Origin of the sequence: Amycolatopsis suaedae, assembly GCF_004214935.1 — a bacterium.
In the GTDB taxonomy this organism is placed as follows: domain Bacteria; phylum Actinomycetota; class Actinomycetes; order Mycobacteriales; family Pseudonocardiaceae; genus Amycolatopsis; species Amycolatopsis suaedae.
The window spans coordinates 501628-520674 of the sequence record NZ_SFCC01000001.1; the positions used below are offsets into that span (position 1 = coordinate 501628).

The 19047-nt window shown below is 70.9% G+C and carries 21 protein-coding genes; 15 read left to right on the forward strand and 6 right to left on the reverse strand.

Annotated elements, in window-relative coordinates; translation table 11 throughout:
* The 6 genes from EWH70_RS02335 (at position 1) to EWH70_RS02360 (ending at position 5789) form a co-directional block, all read left to right on the forward strand.
* Complete coding sequence (locus EWH70_RS02335; RefSeq protein ID WP_240686747.1) at positions 1-690, forward strand: CBS domain-containing protein; 690 nt, start codon at positions 1-3, stop codon at positions 688-690.
* Positions 687-1544, forward strand: a complete 858-nt coding sequence (locus EWH70_RS02340; RefSeq protein WP_130473501.1) for a universal stress protein — start codon at positions 687-689, stop codon at positions 1542-1544. Before EWH70_RS02335 ends, EWH70_RS02340 begins: the two co-directional genes overlap by 4 nt.
* A 50-nt stretch (positions 1545-1594) precedes the next feature.
* Positions 1595-1861, forward strand: coding sequence for a DUF1918 domain-containing protein (locus EWH70_RS02345; protein WP_130473502.1), 267 nt, complete (start codon positions 1595-1597; stop codon positions 1859-1861).
* 148 nt (positions 1862-2009) lie between these two features.
* Positions 2010-4121, forward strand: a complete 2112-nt coding sequence (locus EWH70_RS02350) for a heavy metal translocating P-type ATPase (RefSeq protein ID WP_130473705.1) — start codon at positions 2010-2012, stop codon at positions 4119-4121.
* A gap of 52 nt (positions 4122-4173) precedes the next feature.
* Complete coding sequence (locus EWH70_RS36580; protein ID WP_338078556.1) at positions 4174-4488, forward strand: CBS domain-containing protein; 315 nt, start codon at positions 4174-4176, stop codon at positions 4486-4488.
* A gap of 686 nt (positions 4489-5174) precedes the next feature.
* Positions 5175-5789 (forward strand): hypothetical protein, encoded by a 615-nt coding sequence (locus EWH70_RS02360; protein ID WP_130473504.1) that lies wholly within the window; start codon positions 5175-5177, stop codon positions 5787-5789.
* 141 nt (positions 5790-5930) lie between these two features.
* Here EWH70_RS02360 and EWH70_RS02365 read toward each other — a convergent pair whose 3' ends face one another.
* Positions 5931-6467, reverse strand: a complete 537-nt coding sequence (locus EWH70_RS02365) for a ribonuclease FAU-1 family protein (RefSeq protein ID WP_130473505.1) — start codon at positions 6465-6467, stop codon at positions 5931-5933.
* A 249-nt stretch (positions 6468-6716) separates the two neighbouring features.
* Between EWH70_RS02365 and EWH70_RS02370 the strand changes: the two genes are divergently transcribed.
* Positions 6717-7724 (forward strand): S1 family peptidase, encoded by a 1008-nt coding sequence (locus EWH70_RS02370; protein ID WP_130473506.1) that lies wholly within the window; start codon positions 6717-6719, stop codon positions 7722-7724.
* A 76-nt stretch (positions 7725-7800) separates the two neighbouring features.
* On the forward strand, positions 7801-8781 hold the full coding sequence (locus EWH70_RS02375) for a hypothetical protein (protein WP_130473507.1): 981 nt from the start codon (positions 7801-7803) through the stop codon (positions 8779-8781).
* Here EWH70_RS02375 and EWH70_RS02380 read toward each other — a convergent pair.
* Positions 8778-9392, reverse strand: a complete 615-nt coding sequence (locus EWH70_RS02380) for a hypothetical protein (protein WP_130473508.1) — start codon at positions 9390-9392, stop codon at positions 8778-8780. The two genes, EWH70_RS02375 and EWH70_RS02380, sit on opposite strands and share 4 nt — an antisense overlap.
* Positions 9393-9665: 273 nt before the next feature.
* On the opposite strand from EWH70_RS02380, the gene EWH70_RS02385 reads away from it, so the two are divergent.
* Positions 9666-10325: a DUF4190 domain-containing protein gene (locus EWH70_RS02385; RefSeq protein ID WP_130473509.1), complete on the forward strand. Its 660-nt coding sequence runs from the start codon at positions 9666-9668 to the stop codon at positions 10323-10325.
* 7 nt (positions 10326-10332) lie between these two features.
* Here EWH70_RS02385 and EWH70_RS02390 read toward each other — a convergent pair whose 3' ends face one another.
* The gene (locus EWH70_RS02390; RefSeq protein WP_240686748.1) at positions 10333-10491 is read right to left on the reverse strand and encodes a hypothetical protein; all 159 of its coding nucleotides are present in this window, start codon (positions 10489-10491) and stop codon (positions 10333-10335) included.
* Between the two features lie 82 nt (positions 10492-10573).
* Here EWH70_RS02390 and EWH70_RS02395 point away from each other — a divergent pair, with 82 nt between their 5' ends.
* Positions 10574-10741 carry a TetR family transcriptional regulator C-terminal domain-containing protein gene (locus tag EWH70_RS02395; RefSeq protein WP_240686749.1) on the forward strand — a complete coding sequence of 56 codons (168 nt, stop codon included), beginning with the start codon at positions 10574-10576 and terminating at the stop codon, positions 10739-10741.
* Positions 10742-10765: 24 nt separating this feature from the next.
* On the forward strand, positions 10766-12340 hold the full coding sequence (locus EWH70_RS02400; RefSeq protein ID WP_240686750.1) for a hypothetical protein: 1575 nt from the start codon (positions 10766-10768) through the stop codon (positions 12338-12340).
* Positions 12341-12703: 363 nt separating this feature from the next.
* Here the strand turns inward: EWH70_RS02400 and EWH70_RS02405 are convergent, their stop codons facing one another.
* A complete protein-coding gene (locus tag EWH70_RS02405; RefSeq protein ID WP_130473510.1) occupies positions 12704-13480 on the reverse strand; it encodes an acetoin reductase in 777 nt (258 codons plus the stop codon).
* 102 nt (positions 13481-13582) lie between these two features.
* A complete protein-coding gene (locus EWH70_RS02410) occupies positions 13583-15004 on the reverse strand; it encodes an AAA-type ATPase lid domain-containing protein (protein WP_130473511.1) in 1422 nt (473 codons plus the stop codon).
* A 171-nt stretch (positions 15005-15175) separates the two neighbouring features.
* Here EWH70_RS02410 and EWH70_RS02415 point away from each other — a divergent pair, with 171 nt between their 5' ends.
* The 4 genes from EWH70_RS02415 to EWH70_RS02430 are packed head-to-tail and all read left to right on the forward strand — an operon-like array spanning position 15176 to position 18241.
* On the forward strand, positions 15176-16189 hold the full coding sequence (locus EWH70_RS02415) for an amidohydrolase family protein (protein ID WP_130473512.1): 1014 nt from the start codon (positions 15176-15178) through the stop codon (positions 16187-16189).
* Position 16190: 1 nt separating this feature from the next.
* Positions 16191-16886 carry an iron-sulfur cluster assembly protein gene (locus tag EWH70_RS02420; protein WP_130473513.1) on the forward strand — a complete coding sequence of 232 codons (696 nt, stop codon included), beginning with the start codon at positions 16191-16193 and terminating at the stop codon, positions 16884-16886.
* Positions 16883-17908 (forward strand): NAD(P)-dependent alcohol dehydrogenase, encoded by a 1026-nt coding sequence (locus EWH70_RS02425; protein ID WP_130473514.1) that lies wholly within the window; start codon positions 16883-16885, stop codon positions 17906-17908. The genes EWH70_RS02420 and EWH70_RS02425 overlap by 4 nt, the downstream gene beginning before the upstream one ends.
* Before the next feature lie 9 nt (positions 17909-17917).
* On the forward strand, positions 17918-18241 hold the full coding sequence (locus EWH70_RS02430; protein ID WP_130473515.1) for a putative quinol monooxygenase: 324 nt from the start codon (positions 17918-17920) through the stop codon (positions 18239-18241).
* Between the two features lie 53 nt (positions 18242-18294).
* On the opposite strand, the gene EWH70_RS02435 is transcribed toward EWH70_RS02430, so the two are convergent.
* Positions 18295-18972, reverse strand: a complete 678-nt coding sequence (locus tag EWH70_RS02435) for a fasciclin domain-containing protein (RefSeq protein WP_130473516.1) — start codon at positions 18970-18972, stop codon at positions 18295-18297.
* Positions 18973-19047 lie beyond the last annotated feature (75 nt).

Consider the following 19047-nt stretch of genomic DNA (forward strand, 5'->3'; position numbering starts at 1 on the left):
GTGACTGACAAAGCCGACTTCGCCGTGGTCGCCACGGACGGTCCGGGTCCGCAGGAGCTCCAGGTTCGGTCGGTGATGACCACGGCTCCGTACACGGTGGAGCCCGGCACCGACCTGAAGACGATCGCCGAAGTACTCGGTGGGCGGGGCGTCAGCGCCGTGCCGGTGGTGGCGAGAGACGGGACAGTGCTCGGCGTCGTCTCCGAGGCCGACCTGTTGCGCCCGCGACGCCGTACACCGTGGTGGCGGCGGCGTGTGCGCGGATACCGCACCGGACCGCGAGCGCGCGATGTGATGACCGCGCCCGCGATCACTGTCGACGCCGGCGAGCCGGTGTCGGTTGCCGCGCGGGCGCTGGAGAAGCACCGGATCCGGCGGTTGTTCGTCACCGAGAACGGCAAGCTCACCGGCGTCGTGGCGCGGCGTGACCTGTTGCGCCCGCTGATCCGGCCGGACGCCGAGATCGGCGCGGAGGTGTGGCGCAGCGTGTTCACCGACGGGCTGCGGGTTCCGTCGGATGCGGTCGGCGTCGGTGTCGAGCACGGAGTGGTCACCCTGCTCGGGCTCGTCACCTACCGCGGTGACGTGGACCTGGCGACCACGCTCACCAAGGCGATCCCCGGTGTGGTCGAGGTACGCAACCGGCTCGACTACGTCTGGGACGACCACCACGAGGTGAGGCGGTCGTGACCGCGGTGGTGGTGTGCGGGGTCGACGGGTCGCCCGCCGCACTCGACGCGGTGCGGTGGGCGGCCCGTGACGCGGCCCGGCGGGGAGCCGATCTCAGGCTCGTCCATGCCTGTGGCGACCTCGATGTCGACGGTGAGCCGTTGCCTGGTGCCGCGCAGCTTCGGGCGGCGGTGCGCGCCCAGGGCCGGATCTGGCTGACCGCGGCGGTCCGGGTGGCCGAGGCGGCGGCGCCGGACGTCGTCATCGACTCGGTACTGGACGGCGCCGGCCCGGTTCCGGCGCTGCTGCGTTACGCGGATGGTGCGGTGTCGGTCGTACTGGGCGGACGTGGCCTCGGTGGCGTCGACGGCATGCTCGCCGGTTCCGTCGCACTGGCGATCGTCGCCCACGCCGCGACCCCGGTGGTCGTGGTGCGCGGCGGGATCCCGGATGACGGACCCGTCGTCGTCGGTGTCGACGGCTCGGTGGCCGGCTCCGCGGCGATCCGGTTCGCCGCCGGTCACGCCGTCCGGTGTGGTGCACCACTGGTCGCGCTGCACGCCTGGACCGAGCTCACCGTCGGTGCCGGCGTGCTGACGGCCGACCCGGACCGCATCGTCGAGCAGTGCCGCCGCATGCTCGACGATCAGCTGACTGCCTGCCGGCGCGAACACCCGGGTCTTCAGGTTGAGGCCCGCGTGATCCGGGAGCGGCCACCCGGTGCCCTGCTGACCGCCGCCGGCGCGGCACGTCTGGTCGTCGTGGGCAGCCGCGGCAGGTTCGGACATCCGGGCATGCTGCTCGGCTCGACGAGCCAGGCGCTGGTGACCCATGCACCGTGCCCGGTGGCGGTCGTCCGCCCACCTGAGGACTGAGGACTGAGGACCACACGTTCGCGACCAGAACCCGAGACGAGGAGTACACCATGAGGGCGCGCACCGGAGACTGGCTGCTCGTCAAGAGCACCGTCGTGGGCAACGCCGACCAGCTCGGCCGCATCGTCGAGGTGAGCTCACCCGACGGCGCGCCGCCCTACCGCGTGCGGTGGCTGCGCGACGACCGCGAGACCCTGATTTTCCCCGGTCCCGACGCGGTGGTGCTGACCGCGGCGGAGAAGGCAGCGGCCGACGAGATCCGCCGGCGCCGAGTGGACGAGGTGCAGCGTGCCATCGCACGTCACCACTCCGGCTGAGCACACGTCCCCGTGGGTGGTGAGCCAGCTGGTCGTGGTGGCGCTCCTGCTCGCGGGCGGTGCCGGCGCGCGGCTGGTGGCCGTGCCACTGTCGGACGCGCTCTGGGCCACCGCGGCCGTGTTCGTCGCCGTTCCGGCGGCGACGTCGATGGTGCGTGCGCTGTGGCGTGCCCGGTTCGGTGTCGACGTGCTCGCCGTGCTCGCACTGGTCACGACCGTGGCCGTGGGCGAGTACCTCGCCGGTGCCATCGTCGCCCTGATGGTGGCCACCGGTGAACTGCTGGAGGCCAGGGCGCGGCGGCGTGCCCACAAGGACCTGTCCGCGCTGACCCGGCGCCGGCCGGAGCGGGCGCGCCTGCGTGCCGGGAACGAATTGCGCACCGTCGACAGTGACCAGGTCCGGCCGGGCGACACCGTGGTGGTCGCCACCGGTGAGGTCGTCCCGGTGGACGGCACATTGCTCGGGACAGCGGTGTTCGACGAGTCCGCGCTGACCGGCGAGGCCGTACCGGTGACACGGCAGGCAGGCGACCGGGTTCGCAGCGGCGTGGTCAATGCCGGTGCCGCCGCCGATCTGCGTGCGGACGCGACGGCGGCGGACAGCACCTACGCCGGCGTGGTGACGCTCGCCCGTCAGGCCGCCGCCGACACCGCGCCCATCGCGCGCCTGGCCGACCGGATCGCGATCTGGTTCGTGCCGCTGGCGCTGACCATCGCGGGTGTCGCGTGGGTTGTCGCGGGCCAGCCCGGGCCCGCGGTCGCCGTGCTCGTCACCGCGACCCCCTGTCCGTTGCTGCTCGCGGTCCCGATCGCGGTGACGTCGGGCATGTCCCGGCTGTCCCGTCGTGGCGTGGTCGTCAAGGGCGGTGCCGCGCTGGAGACCCTCGGACACGCGAGAACGCTCGTGCTGGACAAGACCGGCACCCTGACCGAGGGACGGCCCGAGGTGGCCGACGTCGTCTGTGCCCCAGGTGTGCTGGTCACCGAGGTGCTCGCCGCGGCGGCTGCCGTCGAGCAGTACTCGTCACACGTCCTGGCCGGTGCCGTGCTCAGAGCCGCCGCGTCGCCCGGCTTCGCGGAGTCCGTTGTGGACACGCCGGGTGAGGGAGTGACTGGGACGGTCGGTGGCAGGCGGGTGCGTGTCGGCAAGCTGCCCCAGGACCGTGCCGTGCCCGCGTGGGCGCGGGCCGCCGCCCGGCGAGGCAGGCTCGACCTGGCCACCGTGGTGTGGGTGACGATCGATGACGAGGTCGCCGCCGCACTGCTGGTCCGCGACCGGCTGCGGTCCGACGCTCCCCGTGCTCTGCGCCGCCTGCGGGCGGCGGGGATGTCCCGCGTCGTGCTGCTCACCGGGGACCGGGTGGACAACGCCGGTGAGGTCGCGGCGATGCTGGGGCTGGACGACGTGCAGGCGCGGGCCGATCCGGCCGGCAAGGTGGACCGGGTCCGTGCCGAGCACGAGCGTGCGGTGACCGTGATGGTGGGTGACGGCGTGAACGACGCTCCCGCGCTCGCCGCCGCCGACATCGGGGTGGCGCTGGGCTCGCGTGGGTCCACAGCGGCGGTGCAGGCCGCGGACGCGGTGATCGTCGACGACCGTATCGACCGGCTGGCCGACGGAGTGGAGACGGCCCGCTACACGCGCCGGGTCGCGGCGCAGAGCGCCGTCCTGGGCACCGGACTGTCCGTTGTGGCGATGCTTCTCGCGGCGGCCGGGTGGCTGGCGCCTGTCGCCGGCGCGATCGCACAGGAGGCCATCGACGTGGCCGCCATCCTCAACGCGCTGCGCGTACTCCGGGGCCGTCGGGCCGGCTCGGCGGACGTGGACCGGCTGCTCGACCGGTTTGCCGGTGAGCACAACGAGTTGCTGACCACCCGGCTCGCGGTCCGCCAGGCGGCCGATGCGCTGTCCGGGATCGGCACGGCGGACACCGACGCGAGCGTGCGCACGGCCTACCGCATGCTCGTCGAACGGCTGCTCCCGCACGAGAACGCCGAAGAGACGCAGCTCTACCCGGCGCTGGCCGACGCGGTGGGCGGGCCGGAGGGCACGGCCACGATGAGCCGGTCGCACGTGGAGATCGCGCGGCTCGTGCGCAGGCTCGGCAGGCACCTCGCCGAGTCGCCCTCGGGGTTGCGGCCGGACCAGGCCGACGACCTGCGGGCCACGCTGTACGGGCTGGACGCCATCCTTACCCTGCACTTCGCGCAGGAGGAAGAGGCGTACTTCACGCTGGGATCCGACCGGCGCGAAGCCTGACCCGCGATCGAGCCGGGGAGACGCTTTCGCGTTCAAGTCGGTCGCACAGCTGCTGGCAACGCACGGGGTCAGCGCCATGCCGGTCGTTGACGAGGGCGGCCGGGTGATCGGCGTCGTGTCGGAGGCCGACCTGTTGCCGAAGCAGGCACGAACGAGCGGCAAACGGCTGCGGGTGCGATGCGGCGCGGACGATGGTGAGGCGTGGGGTGAAGCGTCGTCGGTCGTGATCCACCGCGGGCACCCGGGCCGGGCCACCGAGGACCGCGCCCCGGTACAAGAAGATGCAGGTCGACAGGATCAAGGTCACCCCCCCGCCAACGGCCGCCAACAGCTCCTCGTACTGACATCCCGCCCGCAGCCGTCCTGACCACAAGCCCAAGACTGGCGATGCAGCCGGCGCCGGATTTCCATCGACTTCGCCGCAGAGGCGAAATGCTAGTCGGACGGCAACTCAGTAGGGGCGTGAGGGAAAGCCGGCAGCCCTTGTCTGCGGCCGCGTGGCTCGAGCAGCAACTCTCTTTCTAGCCGCGAACGATAGTGGGGATGGCTGTCGCGTCCGAGCTGGGTTCTCAGCAATACCAGTCACCTGCGTGGGAAGTTGCCGCCGCTCGGTGGCAACCGGTGTCACCGGTCCTGACCGCCAAATGCTTACACCAGCGACCGACGCGGCGTCCCAGGTCACCCCGCCTCCAGAAGCCCTACTCAACCTCGGTGGTTCTTCCCGAGTGATGAGAATCCGCGCCCATCCGGAGACCCGAACGGGGGATTTCGCTACATCAGTTGATACCCGGCAGCCGTTAGAGGCGAGGACGATCGTCGTGCTGAGATGCGGGCGTCCAGGGTGGGCAGGCGCGGCTGACCTGTGTTTTAGCCCGCTTACCTTGGCGGCGTCGGGGATTCGCTCATCTCCGCGGCGGGGGCTGCGAGAGGGCCGATCGGCGTAAGCGATCGTGTTAGTTTGTCCGCGAACGGGCCACATTGGGTGGTCCGTTCGCCGTATCGGTGCGTGGTGAGCAGGCCATGACCGGTTCTGCGGAGAGTCCGAGGAGACCCATGAAGTTCGAACGTTACGCGATGCTGGCCGCCAGTTTTGCCGCGCTGACCCTGCTTTCCGCCTGTGGTGGTGGGGGCGACGAGCCGGCCGCGCCTCCTCCCGCGCCCCCGGCCCCACCTGCCGCAGAAGCCAGCGCGCCCGCCGGGGCACCGGCCGGTTCGGCCGAGGTCGCCGCGCCCGGCACCGAACTCAAGGTCGGCGAGCGCGCGGTGGTGGCGTTCAAGTACGGCAAGGACAAGTCCGGCACCATCGCGGTCACGGTGAACGCGATCGAACTGGGGTCGAACGCGGATCTCGCGTCCTACGGCGACAAGGCCAAGGGCATGATCCCGGTGTACATCCGGTCCACTGTGGAGAACGTCGGCGGTACCGACCTCGCCTACAGTTCGATGCGGCTCCGCGCGGTCGGCCCGGATGGCCGTGGCACCGGCGTGGTCATCACGGGGGACACCCCGCAGTGCAAGTCGGAGACCGCGAAGAAGGACTTCACCACCGTCGGCGCGAAGTACGAAACGTGTGAGCTGCAGGCGATCCGCGAAGGCGGCGAGGTCGGCGGCGCGACCTACACCGACAGCGATGAATACAAGGACGCCCCGGTCACCTGGAAGAAGTAGGCGTGGACGAGGCGGGCCGCGGCGGCGGGATCGAACAGTCTGTTCGGCCTCGCCGGTCCCGGCCCGCAACCCGCTCCAACGTGTGTGCGGCAGCCGCCGAGGCGTCGGTCGTGCCGTGCCGTTGAGGTAGGCCTGGGCCAGTCAGGGGCCGGGTATCACGATGTCCCGCACGGGCGCGAGCGCGGTCGGCGGGAAGTCGAGCCAGCCGGGGCCGCGGTGGTCCTTACCCAGCAAGTGCCGGTCGGCGAACGTCTGGGTGGCGGTCAGCACGTGTGCGACCTGAGCGGGGGCCAGTTTTCCGGAAGTCATGGCCTCACCGAGTTCGTCCAGATCGAGTACGCGGTACGGGAGTCCGGGCGGGCCGACGATGAAGTCGACGTAGTGGTCGGTGACGTGAATGGTGTCGCCCTGTTCGCGGATGTCCACCAGGTCGATGTACCACCAGCCGGCCCGCTCCGGTGGGAACACCACCGGCTGGTTGAGCTGGACCGAGTCGTCCAGCAGCAGGAACGCGCGTTGCCTGCGCCCCGCGCCGGGCCGGACGTACATGCCCTCGGGAATGTCGAACTCGTAGGCGGCGACCCGGCCGGCCCGGACGCCGGGGCAGGGCAGGTCGCCACGCAACACGGTGATCTTCTCGGGACCCGGCGCCGCCGGACGAAGGTGTTCTCCAGTCACGCGACCGAATCGTATCGGCAAGCGTGGTGGTACCCGTCGCCCTACTTTAGTCGGCGGTCGCGACGCAAACCTGTTGCCTGGCAACGCTGTTGGATACTCTCTTACTGGACCGGACCGGGGACCTCGGGAAGGTCCGTACACACCGCGGTTTGACCGGTCATTCCGTCTTCGTAGCCAACAGCGGCACGCCGTCACGGTGCGGCGCGCCTACCCGCGCGAAGGAGACCACGGGTGACCAAGAAGAGATCAATGACGATCATGGCAGCCTGCCTGCTGTCCGCCCTCGCTCCGCTGAGCCCCGCGGCTTTCGCAGCGCCGCAACAGGTTCCGGCCACCGACGAAACCCAGGCCGCGACCATCGAGCAGACGCTGCGTTCCACGCTCGGCGAGGCGTTCGGCGGCGCCTGGATCGACGACGCGTCCGGTGCGCTCGTGGTCGGCGTGACCGACCGGGCGAAGGCCGCCGAGGTGACCAGGGCGGGTGCCCGGCCGAAACTGGTCCGGACCAGTGCCGCGGCCCTGGACGCGATGACGGACAAGCTGAACTCGATCGCGCCGTCGGTGCCGAAGTGGATTACCCGGTGGGGCCCCGACGTGGCGAACAACTCGGTCACGCTGACGGTGCTGCCCGGCCACTCCGAGAAGGCGAAGGCCGTCGCGGCGGCCGCGGGGCTGTCCGAGGTCCGGGTGGAGGAGTCGCCCGAGGTACCGCAGTACTACCCCAGTTTCCAGGGCGGCGAGGCCTACAACATCGGCCAGTCCCGCTGTTCGATCGGCTTCTCGGTGCGCGGCGGGTTCGTGACCGCCGGGCACTGCCGGACGGAGACCGGCGGCGGCGCGCTGACCAAGAACGGTCAGGCACTCGGCCAGTGGGGTGGCGCGTCGTTCCCCGGCAACGACTACGCCTGGGTGCGCACCAACAGCTCCTGGACCCCGGCCGGCTCGGTGGCCGGTGTCGGCCCGGTGCGTGGCTCGACCGAGGCGGCGACCGGTGCCAGCGTGACGAAGTCCGGCTCGACCACCGGCGTCACCCGCGGCACGATCGGCCGGAAGAACCAGACGGTGAACTACCCGCAGGGATCGGTCGGCGGCCTCACCGCGACCAACGCGCAGTGCCGGCCCGGTGATTCCGGCGGTGCGTTCATCTCCGGCACGCAGGCGCAGGGCGTCGTGTCCGGTGGGAGTACGTCCACCTGCTACTTCCAGCCGGTCAACGAGATCCTGCGAGTGTACGGGCTGTCCCTGGTGACCGGCTGACGCCGGTACGCCACGCGCCCGGTGCGGTCCGCTGCGCACCGGGCGCGTCCACCCGGGCCGGGGGTTAGGGTCGGGTATGCATGATCAGGCGGCGATCATCGTCATCGGCGGCGGCCTGCTGATCGGCGTGCTCGCCATCGGGCTGGCCGGCCGCCTCAGTACCCGGCGCAAGCGGCGGGAGTTCCAGCGGCTTCTGCGCCAGCAGCCGGCGCGCCATTTCCCGCCTGGCTCGGTGCAGCGGCCCTCGTTCGGCACCTTCACCGATCTCGCCGTCGTCGAAGCCGCGGAGTTCACCTACCGCGGGCACGACGTGGTGGCGTTCGTCCACTCCGTCGAGGAGGCCGACCGTGAGCGCGCCTACCGCCACGTGGTGTGGCTGCGGGCGCCGGACACCCCGCGGCTGTACGTCGGCGACCGCAGGCACCTGGGCGCCTGGCGTCCGGCCGGCGTGCCAGAGATCGAGCGGATGGGCGTGCCGGAGTTCGACGACGGCTACGTGGTCCTCTGCTCGGACGAGGCGTTCGCCCGCCGCACCCTGCCACCCGCCGCGTTACGGGAGCTGGCCCGCCGCGGCCTCGGGACGACCCCGGTCGTGCTCGCCGACGGCACCCTCGGCAAGGAGGCGTACGGCCGCTTCGACGCCACCCTGCTCACCCTCGCCGACCTGCTGGTCGACCTCACCCGGTGGCTGCCCGCGTCCGGCCGGTCCGAGGCGGCCGCGGACACGCGGGCGGCACCCGCGGTGTCCCGGCCCGCCCCGGTCGAGCGGATGCTCACCGTGACCGGCGTCGCCGGGCTGCTGCCGTTCGTGGCGTTGCTGGTTCTTCTCGGCGTGACGGCGTTCGTCAACGCGGCAGGCTACCTCGTCGGTGCCGGCGACCGGATCCTGTTCCCCGCGCGACCGAACTTCCTGTCCCTGCTGGACAGTGGCTGGTACGGCCCGTTCAGCGACGCGGGCACCGCGCTGCAGGCGCTGGCCTTCGGCGCGCTGTTCTTCGGGCTGCCCGCGGTGGCCGCCGTGGTGGGGTTCGTGCGGGTGCGCAGGGCCAGGATTTAGCCGAGCAGCCAGTCGAACTCGCCTCGCCGCGTGAGGTCCTCGACCGCGGCCTTGGCTGCGTGCCGGGTCAAGGCCGGGAGGACGATGACGTTGTCCTCGTGGAAGTCGACGGGCCGGGGCCGGCTACGGCGTTCGAAGAAGTCGTCGACGCCGTCCCATCCGACGGCCTGGGCAAGCCGCTCCAGGTCGAAGAAGGTCAGCGGGAACCGCCGTTCGCCGTAGGCCAGCTCCGCGGACAGGGTGCCGAGTTCGTCGACGCGGGTCCAGTCGGTTGCGTCGGGAACGGCGAGCGACCACTCCGCCCCGCTCGCGGGGGCGAGGCCGAGCAGCCAGTCCAGGTGCCCGCCCGCGAGGAGCCGGTCGCCGTCTCGCCGGATGGATTCCTGTGTCACCTCGGACACCAGGATCACGTTCGGCTCGTAGAAGGTGCCGGACTCTCCGGTCACCAGGGCGGCGTCCTGGACGATGCGGTAGGGGTCGTAGACGATCGTGGGGAACCGGCGGCTCCCGTGCTGGAGGACGGCATGCAGGAGAACGCCCCGGCTCTCGGTCACCGCCCAGTCGTAGTCGTCGAGGTCGCCGGGAAGTACCAGCGCCCATTCCGTGGTCACGCCGATCAGTTTCGCCGCCGTGTCAACCGCTTTGCGAAGCTATGCCCCGGACGAGTGAACTTGACGTTCCAGAATCTCACCTTAGGTAACAACGCCGACGGCGCCGCTCACGGTCGGTACCTGCCGAAATGCGCGACGAGTGCGGCTTCCGAGTCCGTTCCGTGACGAAGCGCGGGCTTCCGGAGCTGTTACACGCGCGGCCCATGCGACGACGGAGGCCGCAGAACGTGACCGCACTCGGTCGTGTCGCCGCTGCTCCTGAAAGAGGCAACCGTGTCCTACGCTCCCACGCCGCCTTCGCCCGCCGCGGCCCAGCCGAAGAACGGCCTTGGCACCGCCGGATTCGTGCTCGGCCTGGTGGGCCTGATCTTCGCGTTCATCCCGCTCATCGGCGTGGTCGCGTGGCCGCTGACGATCCTCGGCCTGATCTTCGGCATCATCGGGACGCTGCGTGCGAACCGCGGACAGGCGAGCAACAAGGGCATGGCGATCACCGCCGTCGTACTCTCCGCCATCGGCTTGGCCATCTGCGTGATCTGGACCGCCGCGTTCGGCAAGGCCGTCAGCGACACCGCCAACGGCATGCCCACCGCGGCGGCGCCACCGGTCGTCGCGGACGCCGGATCCAGCCCAGCCAGCGCCGCACCGAGTGCGGCCGGCAAGCACACCGTGATCGTGGAGGTGACGACCGCCGCGAAGGCCAACGTGCAATGGAGCAGCGGCTGGACCACCAACTCGCAGGAAGTCGTCGAGAAGGGCAAGACCTGGAGCCAGACGCTGACGATGGACGACCTGGCGTTCACCACGGTCACGGTGACCGCCGTCGACTTCAAGCTGGGCGACAAGGACAGCACGTGCAAGATCACCGTCGACGGCAAGACGGTCGTGGAGCAGTCCAACAGCGTTGCCGCGCTGTGTACCTACCAGCCCTGAGCCGGGGTCACGCCGATCGCCGGGCGCGGCCGGCGGCCAGGTCGAGCCATTCCCCGACGGCCAGCACCCGGGCGCGCTGCCCGGCGTAGGCGCGGAACTCCCGCTCCGGGTCGGCGACCTCGACGTAGCCCGCGATCTTGTCCGGCTGCTCGGCCTCGTAGTGCAATCGGTACGGCGTAGCGGGCGTCGAGGATCTCCGCGGCCGCTGCGGCCTGCCGCGGATCCAGCGCGACGGCCGCCCCGGCCGGGTGCGCGACGCGGTGGCCGAGGTGTGGTCGCGCTGGCGCGGGCAGCTGCGGGCAGACCTGGTCACGGCGGTGGACAACGGCGAGCTGCCCGCCCGGTTCGACGTCGACCAGGCGCTGTTCGAGATCGTGGCGGCTGATAGATTTCCCGCCGGATCGGGGGATCGGTAATCAAAGTTGTCAAAGGGCGGGCGCGTGACTGTCGCAGCTTCTGATCCGGCGATCGCGCCCGGCGAGGAGCCGGAGCCCAGCCGTGCCCGGCGGACCTGGTTGCCCGTCACGCTCGGACTCGGCCTGCTGTTCCTGCTCGGCACGCGCGCGGCGTGGTTCTTCACCATCGACGACGCCTACATCACCTTCCGCTACTCGGACAACCTCGCCCAGGGGCACGGCCCGGTGTGGAACGTCGGCGAGGACCCGGTCGAAGGTTTCACGAACTTCCTCTGGATGCTCTGGCACACCCCGTTCGCCTGGCTCGGCCTCGACCTCGCGTTCGTGGCGAAGGTGACCTCGTTCGCCGCCGGGGCGGTCGCGCTGGTGCTCCTCGTCCGCCACTGCCACCGGCGCTACGGCGTGGTCTCCGCGATCGTCGCGGGCGGCGCCTACGCCGTGTTCGTCCCGACCTACTTCCACATCACCGGCGGCCTGGAGACCATGGCGTTCGCCGCGCTGCTGCTGCGGGTGGTGATCGTCGGTCTGCGTGCCGTCGACGGGCGGCCCGTCCGCGCCTGGGAGCCGCCGCTGCTGCTGGTGCTCGCAGGCATGCTCCGGCCCGAGGGGGTGCTCGCCGCCCTGCCCGCGTTCGCCGCCTGGCTCTGGACCAACCGCCGGGACCGCGCCGCCTGGCTGTGGACCGGTGGCGCCGCCGTCGCGGGCGGCGCGTACTTCGCGTGGCGGTGGGCCTACTACGGACACGCCTTCCCGAACACGTTCTACGTCAAGTTCGGCAATGTCGACGCCGGCCGCATCTGGCTGGAGACAACGGTTCCGGTGCTCCTGCCGCTGCTGATGTGCACGCTGCTGCTGTTGCTGCGCAAGGAAACCCGCTGGCCCGGCGTCGTCCTCACCGCGACCGTCGGCGCCACCTACCTGACCTACGTGGTGTCCGGCCCGACGATGGACTACCTCCACCGGTTCGCCTACCACGCGTTTCCCGTGCTGTGTCTCGCCGCCGGACTGGCCGCCGGGTCCCTCCGCCGCCGGTGGCTGGCCTCCGGCGCCGGCGCTGTCGCGGTCGGCTGGGTCGCGGTGACCGGCGTGCAGGCACCCGACCTGGCGTTGATCGCCAACTACGGCCCCGACCTCGCCCGCGCCCACGTGCCCATCGGACGGGGCCTCGCCGACGCCGCCGTGCCGCCTGCGCTGCGCAGCCTGGCGGTCAACGACGCCGGCGCCATGCCGTACTACAGCCGCTGGACGACGATCGACTTCATCGGTCTCAACGACGAACCGATCGCGCACCGCACCGAGGACCCCACGACACGGGTCACCGGTGCCCGGCCGACGGTCATCGTCGTGCGCAGTTACGACCCGGGTGTCCCCGCCGACGCCTACGGCCTGGACGTCGGCGAGGCCACCCGGGGCTACGAGCACCTCGGCACCGTGCAGATGCGTGAGGGCTACTACTGCCAGCTCTTCGCCCTGCCCGAGTGGGCGGACGCGGTCCGCGTCCCGGTCATGGCCGCGGTGGACAAGGCGCAGGCCACCTACGACCCCGGCCGTTACGAGGACACCGTCGACCGCTGGCTTGACCGCCTCCGCCCCTGGTGACCGCGATGCCGTGAAGGGGGCCCTCACGGCATGAGACGTCAGGGTCCCGGCGAAGCCGGGGTGCTGTGTGCCCCCAATGTGGCATTGGGGGAGTTCAAGTTCCCCAATGCCACATTGGGGGAGGTTGCTGGGTCTCTTTCGTGGTGACGGCTGGGTCTGCTGGGCCGGATGTGACTGGTGAGGCCGCACCCCAGGACGGGATGTTCGTGAAGGCCACCTTCAGCACATGAGACGACAGAAACTCGGCCTTCACGCCGGACAGCGGGCTATCCGCCCACGTGTCGGTGGCAAGCATGCCGTGAAGGGGGCCCTCACGGCATGAGACGCCGTGAGGGCCCCCTTCACGGCATGAGCCGTGCGCGCTCAGGCGAACTGGATCCCGCCGTCGATCATCACCGACTGCCCGGTCATGTAGTCGGAGTCGGGGGAGGCGAGGTAGGAGACGTAGGCCGCGACGTCCTCCGGCACCGACACCCGGCCGAGGTGGATCAGGTTGGAGTACTTCTCGATCGCCTGGCCCTTACGCAGCCCCTCGGACTCGGCGAGCTTCTCGTCGATGAGGTCCCACATCGCCGTTCCGACGATGCCGGGGCAGTAGGCGTTGACGGTGATGCCGTGCTGGGCCCACTCCATCGCAGCGGCCTGGGTGAGGCCACGCACCGCCCACTTGGACGCCGAGTAGTGCCCGAGCAGGGCGAACGGCCGGTGTGCCACGATCGACGCCGCGCCGATGATCTTGCCGCCGTTGCCCTGCGCGATCATCTGCCTTGCCGCGGCCTGATAGCACAGGAAAACACCGCGCGCGTTGACGGCCAGCATGCGGTCCCAGTCCTCCGGAGTGACCTCCAGCAGCGGCAGCACCTGGGCGATTCCCGCGTTCGCGACCATCACGTCGAGGGAACCGAGCGACTCGACGGTCCGCTCCACCATGCCGGTGACAGCCGCCGGGTCCGAGACGTCCGCGGTGATGGTGGCGGTCCGCCTGCCCGCGTCTCGGATTTCCTTGGCGACGGTCTCCAGTTCCCCGGCGTTGGCGGCGATGTCGTTGACCGCGACGTCGTGGCCGTCGGCGGCCAGCCGCAACGCGATACCCTTGCCGATGCCCCGCGCCGCTCCGGTGACCAGTACGTTCTTGCTCATCCGCCCGCTCCTTCTCGTTGTGTCCTGGACGAAAAGGTAGGTGCGGTGACGCCGCCGGCGCAGTGCCGCGGTGTCTCACTTTGAGACGTCCACAATGGACAGTCAGGCCGGGCCCCTGCCGGGGACGGGAATGTCGTAGTGGGCGATCTTGCGGTAGATCGTCGCCCGGCTCATGCCGAGGATCCGCGCCGCCCTGGTCACGGTCATCCCCGGTTCGGCGAGGCAGCGCGCGATCTCGTCCCGTTCCAGCGCCTCGATGCGGGTGAGCTGGTGGGCCGGGCCGCACAGGACCTCGGGCGGCAGGTGCCGGGTGTCCACCAGGTCGCTCCTGCCCGCCGCCTCGCGGACCACCCGGCGCAGCTGCTCGACGTTGTCCGGCCAGTGGTAGACCCGCAGCGCCCGGACCGCGGCCGGGGTGAACCGCACCGGACGGCCACGGCTGCGCCGGGCCAGGTGCTCGGCCAGCGGCAGCACGTCGTCCGGCCGGTGCCGCAGCGGCGGCAGCTCCACCACCGTCGCCAGCAGCCTGGCCAGCGGCTCGGGGATGGCCGCCGCGTCCCGCGCGGTGACCGTGAACGGGCGGGCGGACCCGGCCGCGACCATCCCGGCCAGCTCGGCCGCGGCCCAGGACGGCAGGCCGTCGACCCGGCCCGCGACCACGCTGGTGTGGTCCTTGCCCAGCTCCGGTGCCCACAACGCCAGCCACGACTCGGCGTCGCGCGGGTCGGGCGGGCGGGTGGTCAGGATCCGGTCGTGCGGATACCGCCGCCGCAGCGCCCAGGCCAGCAGCACCGCCTTGCCCACGCCGGGCTCACCGACCACGCCGACCGGCCGCCCGTCGGCCAGCGCCGCCTCGACCTCGGCCAGCGCGGCATGCCACCGGCCGGACAGCACGGGCGGGTCGTCGTCGGACGGGGCCGAGTAGACCCGGAACACCTCGCCACGTGGCGTCGGCCGCAGGGCCAGGCCCTGCCCGCGCGCCAGCATGAGTGCGGACGTCTGCCCGGCGGCCGACTGCGCCAGCGCCACCAGCAGCCCCTCCGAGCGCTGCGACCAGGTCGTCAGGTTGACGCTGCCCAGCAGCTGCCTGCTCACCGGGTCCAGCACCGGCGCGGCGGCACAGGTGTAGCCACGCAGCCCGGTGCAGTAGTGCTCGTCGCCCCGCACCAGCGCCGGGGTGCGGTCGGCGAGCGCGAGGCCGAGGCCGTTGGTGCCGACCTCCCGCTCGGAGAACGCGAAACCCGGCGCCAGGTAGGTGCGGTCCAGCGCGTCGACCAGCGTGCTGTCACCGCACAGGCGGGACAGCACGTGCCCGTCCTGGTCGGTGAGCATCAGGCTGACCGGCTCGTCGGTGAGGCTGTCGTGCAGGCCGGTCAGCACCTGCTGGCCGCACTCGAAGAACAGCGACTCCTCGTCCACCGCGCCGCTGAACACCGGGTCGACGACCTCGGCGGGCGCACCGTAGTACTCGCTGCGCCGCCAGGAGGCGGACAGCCGTGGGGTCGCCAGCGGGCCCTTGTTCATCCGGCACCTCCTCGAACGCCTCGTCGCGCCGATGACCCGACTGTGACACATCGCCGCGGCGCGCGTTCGTGACCGGTGTCTCATCTTGAGACATCGGAGGGCTCCCCGCCAGGTCAGCCGCTGCTTAGCGTCGGGACACCCGAACGTGCCGCGTGGAGAAGGAGACCGACGGTGTATGTGAAGGACGGCGAGACGTACTTCATCGTGGACGCGCACATCGCGCTGTGGGACGCCAGGCCGGCCAACCAGCGCAACATCCACGGCAAGCAGTTCATCGACTGCTTCTACGACTACCACCGCAACCTCAGCCCGGAGTCCGAGGTGTGGCCCTACGAGGAGTACCTCTACCAGGGCGGCGAGCGGCTGATGCGCGACCTGTTCGACGACGGCTACGTCGATCACGCGATCTTCCAGCCCGCCCGGCTCGGCGAGTTCTACGAGCGTGGTTTCGGCCAGACCGAGGAGGCCTTCGCGCTGGCCCAGGCACACCCGGACAAGCTCACCTACAACCACTACTGGGACCCGCGGTTCGGCGAGACCGGCCTGGAACGGCTGCGCAGGGACGCCGAGCGCTTCGGGCTGAAGGGCTGCAAGCTCTACACCGCGGAGTGGCACGGCGACTCGCGCGGCTGGAAGCTGGACGACCCGTGGTCCTACCGCTACCTGGAGGCCGCGCAGGAACTGGGCATCCGCAACATCCACATCCACAAGGGCCCGACGATCCGGCCGCTGGACCGGGACGCGTTCGACGTCGCCGACGTCGACAAGGTCGCCACCGACTTCCCGGAGCTGAACTTCGTCATCGAGCACTGCGGCCTGCCCCGGCTGGAGGACTTCTGCTGGATCGCCACGCAGGAGCCCAACGTCCACGCCGGACTGGCCGTCGCGATCCCGTTCATCCACACCAGGCCGCGGTACTTCGCCCAGATCATCGGGGAACTGCTCTACTGGCTGGACGAGGACCGCATCCAGTTCTCCAGCGACTACGCCCTGTGGACCCCGCGCTGGCTGGTCGAGCGGTTCGTCGACTTCCAGATCCCCGAGGACATGACCGAGTACGCCCCGCTGACCACGGCGCAGAAGAAGAAGATCCTCGGGCTCAACGCCGCCGCGATGTACGACATCCCGGTACCCGCCGAACTGCGGCTGCCGCGGGAGGAGCCACAGGACGTGGCGGTGGCCTGAGATGACCACTGCCTACGACGCCGCTCACGCCGCGCTCGGGACCGTGGTGGACCCCGAGCTGGACGAGCCGATCACCGACCTCGGTTTCGTGCGCTCACTGCGGGTCGACGGCGACGCGGTCACCGTGCACCTGCGCCTGCCGACGTCGTTCTGCGCGCCGAACTTCGCCTACCTGATGGCGTCCGACGCGCGGGACGCGCTCACCGCCCTGCCGTGGACCCGCACGGTCACCGTCGAGCTGGACGACCACCACGACTCCGAGCTGATCAACCGCGGCCTCGCCGCCGACGCCGGCTACCGGGGAACGTTCGGCACCGAGGCCGAGACCAGCCTCGACGAACTGCGCCGGACGTTTCAGCACAAGGCCCACGTCGCGGCGATGGAACGCGCGCTGACCCGGCTGCTGCGTGCCGACGACAGCCTCGCGGAGGAGGACCTGCACGCCGTCACCCTCGCCGATCTGCCCGACGACGAGGCCACCGCCGCGCTGCTGCGCAGGCGGGCCGCGATCGGCCTGCCGCTCGACGGGGACCAGCCGGTGCTGGTCGACGGCGACGGCAACCCCTTCCCACCGCGGCAGGTGCCGCTGCGGCTGCGGATGGCCCGGGCCACCCGCATCTCGATCGAGGGCAACGCCCACTTCTGCCGCGGCCTGCTGCGTACCCGTTACCCCGACTCCGAGGAGACCGCATCATGAAGGCCGTCCAGGTCGTCGGCTACCACCGCGACCTCGAACTGACCGACGTCGCCATGCCCGAGATCACCGGGCCCTACGACGTACTCGTCAGGATCGGCGGCGCCGGCGTGTGCCGGACCGACATCCACATCCTGGAAGGGCAGTGGGCGGAGAAGTCCGGCGTCACGCTGCCGTACACGATCGGACACGAGAACGCCGGCTGGGTACACGCCGTCGGCAGCGCCGTGACCAACGTCGCCGAGGGCGACAAGGTGATCGTGCATCCGCTGGTGACCTGCGGGCTGTGCCGGGCCTGCCGCTCCGGCGACGACGTGCACTGCCAGCAGAGCCAGTTCCCCGGCATCGACACCCACGGCGGGTACGCCGAGTACCTGCGCACGTCGGCACGCAGCGTCGTCAAGCTCGACGACAGCCTGGAGCCGGCCGACGTCGCCGCACTGGCCGACGCCGGGCTGACCGCCTACCACGCGGTGGCGAAAGCGGCGGCCCGGCTGCGCCCTGGCGACCGGTGCGTGCTGATCGGCGCGGGCGGGCTGGGCCACATCGGCATCCAGGTGCTCAAGGCACTCACCGCGGCCGAACTCGTCGTCGTCGACCGCAACCCGGACGCCGTCGAGCTGGCCCGCTCGATCGGCGCCGACCACGGCGTCGTCGCCGACGGCACGCACGCCGAGCAGGTATTGGAGCTGACCGGCGGGCACGGCGCCGAGGTGGTGCTGGACTTCGTCGGCGAGGGCGGCAGCACCCGGGACGGGCTGCGGATGGTGCGCAGGGCCGGTGACTACCACGTCATCGGCTACGGCGAGAACGTCGACGTCGCCACGATCGACCTGATCTCGGCCGAGGTGAACATCATCGGCAACCTCGTCGGCAGCTACAACGACCTGCGCGAACTCATGGTGCTCGCCGCGCAGGGCCACGTCCGGCTGCACACCACGACCTACCCGATGGAGAAGTTCCAGGACGCCATCGACGACCTCGCCGCCGGCCGCATCCGCGGCCGCGCCATCCTCACGCCGTAGGGAGTTCGCATGATCTTCATCGTCGTCAAGTTCACGATCCGGCCCGAGCACAGTGACGAGTGGCTCAGCCGGGTGCGGGACTTCACCGAAGCCACCAGGGCCGAGCCCGGCAACCTCTTCTTCGAGTGGTCGCGCAGCGTGGAGACACCGCACCAGTTCGTCCTGGTCGAAGGGTTCGCCTCGGCAGAGGCGGGGGAGCGGCACGTCGGCTCCGGCCACTTCAAGGAGGCCATGGCCTGGATGCCCGACGTCGTCGCCACGACACCGGAGATCATCAACGTGCACACCGACGCCGAGGGCTGGTCGCCGATGGCGGAGGTCACCCCACGCTGAAAGCCCGGGAAGGCCACCTGCGTCATGGTGGCCTTCCCGGGCCGGTGGAGCGGTTACTTGTTGGTGCCGGGCATGAGCACCTTGTCGATCACGAAGACGGTGGCGTTCTTGGTGGGGATGTTGCCGCACAGGACCTTCGCCCCGTTGACGGTCAGGTTCTCGCCGCTGCCCTCGATCTTCAGCGGACCGCCCGCGGTGTTCAGACTGTCCAGGCTGCCCGCGCCTTCCAGACCCTTGGCGTCGTAGCGCTTGCCGACGACGTGGTACTGCAGGATCGGCGCCAGCTCGTTCGGCTTGCCCGCCAGTTCCTTGAACTTGGCGTCACCGAGGGCGTTGAACGCCGGGTCCGCGGGGGCGAACACGGTGATGGCCTGCTGGCTGTTGAGCGTGTCGACCAGGTTGGTCGCCTTGACCGCGGCCACCAGCTTGGTCAGCAGCGGGTTGGTCGAAGCCGCGCTGGCCACCGGCTGCGGGCCCATCGAGTCCAGCGACCCGGGCGCACTGCCCTGCGGCAGCTGCGAACACGCCGGCCCGAAGACGTCGGCGTTGGTGGTGACGCCCTCGCCCGCGGCGGGTGCGCTCGGCGGCATCATCGAGCTGGACGGCGACGGCGGCGGGGCGGGCGCGCTGGTGTTGCCGCCCGACGCGGTGTCCTCGCCGCCACCACAGGCGGCCAGCGACAACAGGGCGACCGCGGCGACACCGGTACCGGCCACACGAAGCTTGCTCACAGAAATCACTTCCAGTTTCTGGTTGGTCCACAGTGGAAGGTTCCGGGGGGAACCTCTTGCTACGGGTCATTCGCC

Excerpts from the sequence above, each read along its gene's own strand:
- EWH70_RS02430 (WP_130473515.1), top strand. The coding sequence starts at position 17,918 with ATGATCTTCATCGTCGTCAAGTTCACGATCCGGCCCGAGCACAGTGAC.
- EWH70_RS02420 (WP_130473513.1), top strand. The coding sequence starts at position 16,191 with ATGACCACTGCCTACGACGCCGCTCACGCCGCGCTCGGGACCGTGGTG.
- EWH70_RS02360 (WP_130473504.1), top strand. The coding sequence starts at position 5,175 with ATGAAGTTCGAACGTTACGCGATGCTGGCCGCCAGTTTTGCCGCGCTG.
- EWH70_RS02410 (WP_130473511.1), bottom strand. The coding sequence starts at position 15,004 with ATGAACAAGGGCCCGCTGGCGACCCCACGGCTGTCCGCCTCCTGGCGG.
- EWH70_RS02350 (WP_130473705.1), top strand. The coding sequence starts at position 2,010 with ATGGTGCGTGCGCTGTGGCGTGCCCGGTTCGGTGTCGACGTGCTCGCC.
- EWH70_RS02370 (WP_130473506.1), top strand. The coding sequence starts at position 6,717 with ATGACGATCATGGCAGCCTGCCTGCTGTCCGCCCTCGCTCCGCTGAGC.
- EWH70_RS02345 (WP_130473502.1), top strand. The coding sequence starts at position 1,595 with ATGAGGGCGCGCACCGGAGACTGGCTGCTCGTCAAGAGCACCGTCGTG.
- EWH70_RS02375 (WP_130473507.1), top strand. The coding sequence starts at position 7,801 with ATGCATGATCAGGCGGCGATCATCGTCATCGGCGGCGGCCTGCTGATC.
- EWH70_RS02405 (WP_130473510.1), bottom strand. The coding sequence starts at position 13,480 with ATGAGCAAGAACGTACTGGTCACCGGAGCGGCGCGGGGCATCGGCAAG.
- EWH70_RS02425 (WP_130473514.1), top strand. The coding sequence starts at position 16,883 with ATGAAGGCCGTCCAGGTCGTCGGCTACCACCGCGACCTCGAACTGACC.